Raw genomic sequence first — 4695 nt, 5'->3', positions numbered from 1 at the left:
CCTCGACGAAGGACACCCCGCCTATGCCGGGGTGTCCTTCGTCGAGGCGGACCTGCACTCGGCCGACAGCCGGCACCCGGTCGGCGCCCAAGTGGTCGGCGGCGGCATGCTGTTCGCGCTCGGCGCCGGCCGCGGCTTCCTGGCCCACCGGGAGCCGGACGGCAGCCTGCACGTGTACGCCGCCGTCGAGGCCCCGGAGAGCTGGCTGGACGGCATCGACTTCACCGACCCCGAGGCGGCCGCGCGGTCGGTGCTCAAGGAGTTCGACGGCTGGGACGAGGATCTGCGGGCCCTGGTCGCGGACGCCGACGCGCCCCTGGTTCCCCGCCGCATCCACGCCCTCCCCGTCGGCCACCGCTGGCCGCGCACGCCGGGCGTCACCCTCCTCGGCGACGCGGCCCACCTGATGTCCCCGTTCGCCGGTGAGGGCGCCAACCTGGCCCTGATCGACGGCGCCGACCTGGCCCGCGCCCTCCTCGCCCACCCCGGCGACACGGAGGCCGCCCTCGCCGCCTACGAGGAGCGGATGTTCCCGCGCGCCGAGCACTCGGCCGCGGACTCGGCTCTCATGGGCGGGATGCTGTTCCGGCCGGACGCGCCGGAGCGGCTGTCGGCGATGTTCGCGGGGCACCAGCCGTGGGCCGAGCAGCGGTGATCCGGTCGGCCAGGTCGCACCAGCCCGCCTCCACCCGCGCCATCGGCATGCCGAGCTGGCGGGTCAGGTGGTGGATCAGGGCCGGGTCCAGGTAGGCAAGCAGGACGGGGACGAGGAGTTCGCAGTCCTCGCCTGGCAGCAGTTGGCGCAGCAGCACCAGCAGGTGGGCGCGCATGGCCTGGTTCGAGGGGTGCAGATGGCGCCGGGTGGGCTCGGGCAGCGCGGCCAGTTGCAGGTCGAGCTGGTCGGCGCAGAGGTGCAGCACCGCGACACCGAAGGCGTGCAGCCGCTCGCGCGGGGGCGCGCCGGGGCCCAGCGGAGGCGGGCCCGCGAGGAAGTCGGCCTGGAGCCGGGCGGAAGAGTGGTCCAGCAGGGCGGTGAGGAGCCCGGTGCGGTCGCCGAAGCGGCGGAAGACGGTGCCCTTGCCGACCTTGGCCGCGGTGGCGACGGCCTCCATGGTCACCCCGGCCACCCCGTGCTCGGCGATCAGCCGGGTGGCGGCCTCCAGCAGCCGCGCCCGGTTGCGGGCGGCGTCGGCGCGCAGGCACGGCTCCTCGGGGCCCGTGCCGACCTCCAGCAATCGGGGTGTGTCGACGGGCTCCTGAGGCTGCGGGCAGGGCGGCAGAGCGCTGGACATGAAGACAGCGTAAAGCATCGGGAACAAAACTGGACCCCGGTCCGGTTAGGGTGGTAGAAAATTAAACGGACCCCGGTCCGGATCGTTTCCAGCGTGTTTCACCACCCCTTGGAGTACCTCATGTCCGTTCGCATCCTCGCGCTCGTCGGCAGCCTCCGCGCCGGTTCGCACAACCGCCAGCTCGCCGAGGCGGCCGCCAAGCTCGCCCCCGAGGGCGCCGAGGTAGTGATCTACGAGGGCCTGGCCGACATCCCGTTCTACAATGAGGACATCGACGTCGAGGGCCAGGTCCCGGCCGCCGCCGCCGAGCTGCGTGCCGCCGCCCAGGCCGCCGGCGCGTTTCTCCTCTTCTCTCCCGAGTACAACGGCACGATTCCGGCCGTGCTGAAGAACGCCATCGACTGGCTGTCCCGTCCGTTCGGCGCAGGCGCCTTCGGCGGCAAGCCCGTCGCCGTCATCGGCACCGCCTTCGGCCAGTACGGCGGCGTGTGGGCGCAGGACGAGACCCGCAAGGCCGTGGGCATCGCGGGCGGCAAGGTGATCGAGGACATCAAGCTCTCCATCCCCGGCTCCGTGACCCGCTTCGCCGAGACCCACCCGTCCGACGACGCCGAGGTCGCCGGCCAGCTGACCGAGGTCGTCTCCCGCCTCCACGGCACCGTGGGCGACGTCATCGCCGCCTGACCCTTCGTACGCCAGAGGGCCGCAGTCCACCGGACTCCGGCCCTCTCGCGTGCGCTGGACCTACTTGGCGAACGCGTCCACACCCGTCAGCTCCGCCGACAGGGTCCACAGGCGGGCCGCCTGTCCGGGGTCGGTGGCCCAGTCCTTGACGCCGGCCCAGGTGCCGTCCGCGGGGGCGGGCTCGGCGATGTCGCAGTCCTCCAGGTACAGGCCGCCCAGGCCGTCGAGCCGGGGCGAGGTCGCGGCCCAGACCTGGGTGGCGGCGCCCTGCTCCGGGGTCTTGAAGCCGGCCGGGTTCAGCGGGTTGCCCTGCTCGTCGATCCAGCCGCGCTCGACCATCTCCTCCTTGGGCAGGTGCCGCTGGAGCGGGGTCATGATGCCGCCGGGGTGGAGCGAGAACGCCCGGACGCCGAACTCCCGGCCCAGGGTGTCGAGCTGGAGGGCGAACAGCGCGTTGGCCGTCTTGGCCTGGCCGTACGCCTGCCACTTGTCGTAGCCCTCGGTCCACTGGACGTCGTCCCAGCGGACCGGCGAGAGGTGGTGGCCGCGCGAGGACACCGAGACGACGCGGGCGCCCTCACCGGAGGCGAGCGCCGGCCAGAGGCGGTTGGCCAGGGCGTAGTGGCCGAGGTGGTTGGTGGCGAACTGCGTCTCCCAGCCGGGCCCGACCCGCGTCTCCGGGCAGGCCATGATCCCGGCGTTGCCGATGAGGATGTCGATGCCGCGGCCGGACGCCAGGAACCGCTCGGCGAAGCCGCGCACGCTGTCCAGGTCGCCGAGGTCCAGCTCGTCCACCTCGACGTTTCCGATCCCGGCCAGCTCCTGTCGGGCGACTTCGGGACGCCGGGCCGGGACGACCACATGGGCGCCCGCCTCGGCCAGCGCGCGAGTGGTCTCCAGGCCGAGCCCCGAGTAGCCGCCGGTGACGATCGCCAGCCTGCCCGTGAGGTCGATGCCCCGCAGGATCTCGCCGGCGGTGCTGTCCGCGCCGAAACCCGAACCGATCTTGTGCTGTGCAGGAGTGCTCATGCGCAAAACGCTACGAATTGGAGTGCTCTCGAAGTCAAGCGGTGTACAAGGACGCGCCGGGAACCTGCGCCGGGACGTCGGTGCGCCGATCCTGGAGAGGTGAATCGCCCGCGAGCGAGGGAAGGGGCACGACCATGACCATGGACCCGCCTCCGTTCGACCCGGAACTCGCCGCCGCTCTGGAACCGCTCAAGGACGGGATGGAGCCGGGCCTGACCCCGGACGGCATCGAGGCGGCGCGGGAGAACGCCGCCATGGAGGTGTTCGGCTCGCTGGACCTCACGATGGACGGCGCCTTCGAGGTCGAGGACCGCGAGGTGCCGGGCCCGCCGGGCGCCCCGGACGTCTCGCTGTACATCTGCCGCCCCGCCGCCACCACTCCCGGCGTCCGGCTGCCGGTGATCTACTACGTGCACGGCGGCGGCATGGTCCTCGGCACCAACCGCGCGGGGGTGGACGCACCGCTGTCCCTCGCGCTGGACCTGGGCGGCGCGGTGGTCGTCTCCGTGGAGTACCGGCTCGCCCCCGAGCATCCGCATCCGGCACCGGTGGAGGACGTGTACGCCGGGCTGCTGTGGACCGCGGAGCACGCGAAGGAGCTGGGCGGCGACCCGGAGCGGATCGTCCTCGCGGGCGCCAGCGCGGGCGGCGGCCTGGCGGCCGCCGTGGCCCTGATGCTGCGGGACCGCCAAGGCCCGCCCGTACTGGGGCAGTTGCTCAGGTACCCGATGCTGGACGACCGCAACGACACCCCCTCCAGCCATCAGATGGCGGGCGTCGGCGTCTGGGACCGCACCGCCAACGAGACCGGCTGGAACGCCCTACTGGGTGAGCGCAGGGGCGGCCCGGACGTCTCCCCGTACGCCGCCCCCGCCCGCGCCACCGATCTCGCCGGGCTGCCTCCGGCCTTCCTCGACGTGGGCTCGGCGGAGACGTTCCGGGACGAGGTGGTGGAGTACGCGTCCCGGATCTGGCGGAGCGGCGGGGTGGCCGAACTCCACGTCTGGCCGGGCGGCTTCCACGGTTTCGACGCCTTCGTGCCCGAGGCGGCCCTCTCCAAGGCGGCTCGCGCGGCCCAACTGGGCTGGCTGGAGCGGCTGCTCGCCGACCGGACGGACTGAACCCCGAGGCCCTGCGAGCCGTTGACCGGCCGTTAGGGTGCACGGCGTGAGCACGTACAGCGAAGAGAACGTTCCCGGCCGCTTCGGCCCCCACGCCACCACCGAGGCCGACCCGCGCCAGGTCGGCCCGGTAGCCACCGAGTACACGCCCGAGCGTGACGGTGACCCCGATCCGGGCGAGATCGTCTGGACCTGGGTGCCGTTCGAGGAGAACGACGGCCGGGGCAAGGACCGCCCGGTGCTGGTCGTCGCGCGGGAGGCCGCCGGCACCTTCCTCGCCGTGCAGCTGTCCAGCAAGGAGCACGACGGCGAGCGGGAGTGGGTGGCGATAGGCCAGGGCCCCTGGGACCGCACCGGCCGCGACTCCTGGGTGTCCGTGGAGCGGGTGCTGCGGCTGCACGACGACGGCATGCGCCGGGAGGCGTGCGCGTTGGACCGCATGCGCTTCAACCTCGTCCGGCAGCGGCTGTACGAGCGCTACGGCTGGACCTGACCGCTTCGCGGGGCCCGCCCTACGCCGGGGCCGGCCCCGCGCATGCCCCCGGCGACTCACCCGGTCGGAGCAGACC

The 4695-nt window shown here is 73.2% G+C and carries 6 protein-coding genes; 4 read left to right on the top strand and 2 right to left on the bottom strand.

Annotated elements, in window-relative coordinates:
* Positions 1-655, top strand: a 655-nt coding sequence (locus CCN33_RS29575) for an FAD-dependent oxidoreductase (RefSeq protein WP_208621963.1), incomplete at its 5' end; no start/stop codon positions are given.
* On the opposite strand, the gene CCN33_RS29570 is transcribed toward CCN33_RS29575, so the two are convergent.
* Complete coding sequence (locus CCN33_RS29570; protein ID WP_086696414.1) at positions 567-1310, bottom strand: TetR/AcrR family transcriptional regulator; 744 nt, start codon at positions 1308-1310, stop codon at positions 567-569. The two genes, CCN33_RS29575 and CCN33_RS29570, sit on opposite strands and share 89 nt — an antisense overlap.
* 102 nt (positions 1311-1412) lie before the next feature.
* On the opposite strand from CCN33_RS29570, the gene CCN33_RS29565 reads away from it, so the two are divergent.
* A complete protein-coding gene (locus tag CCN33_RS29565) occupies positions 1413-1976 on the top strand; it encodes an NAD(P)H-dependent oxidoreductase (protein ID WP_086696413.1) in 564 nt (187 codons plus the stop codon).
* 60 nt (positions 1977-2036) lie between these two features.
* Here CCN33_RS29565 and CCN33_RS29560 read toward each other — a convergent pair whose 3' ends face one another.
* Positions 2037-3005: an SDR family NAD(P)-dependent oxidoreductase gene (locus CCN33_RS29560; protein ID WP_086696412.1), complete on the bottom strand. Its 969-nt coding sequence runs from the start codon at positions 3003-3005 to the stop codon at positions 2037-2039.
* Between the two features lie 134 nt (positions 3006-3139).
* Here CCN33_RS29560 and CCN33_RS29555 point away from each other — a divergent pair, with 134 nt between their 5' ends.
* Positions 3140-4126, top strand: coding sequence for an alpha/beta hydrolase (locus CCN33_RS29555; RefSeq protein ID WP_086696411.1), 987 nt, complete (start codon positions 3140-3142; stop codon positions 4124-4126).
* A gap of 46 nt (positions 4127-4172) precedes the next feature.
* Positions 4173-4619 (top strand): type II toxin-antitoxin system PemK/MazF family toxin, encoded by a 447-nt coding sequence (locus tag CCN33_RS29550; protein WP_086696410.1) that lies wholly within the window; start codon positions 4173-4175, stop codon positions 4617-4619.
* The last annotated feature ends 76 nt before the right edge of the window (positions 4620-4695 follow it).

The organism is Streptomyces recifensis, from assembly GCF_002154615.1.
Classification (GTDB): Bacteria; Actinomycetota; Actinomycetes; order Streptomycetales; family Streptomycetaceae; genus Streptomyces; species Streptomyces griseoluteus.
Note: the sequence above shows the minus strand (reverse complement) of the source record. Positions and strands in the feature narration are given on the sequence as shown.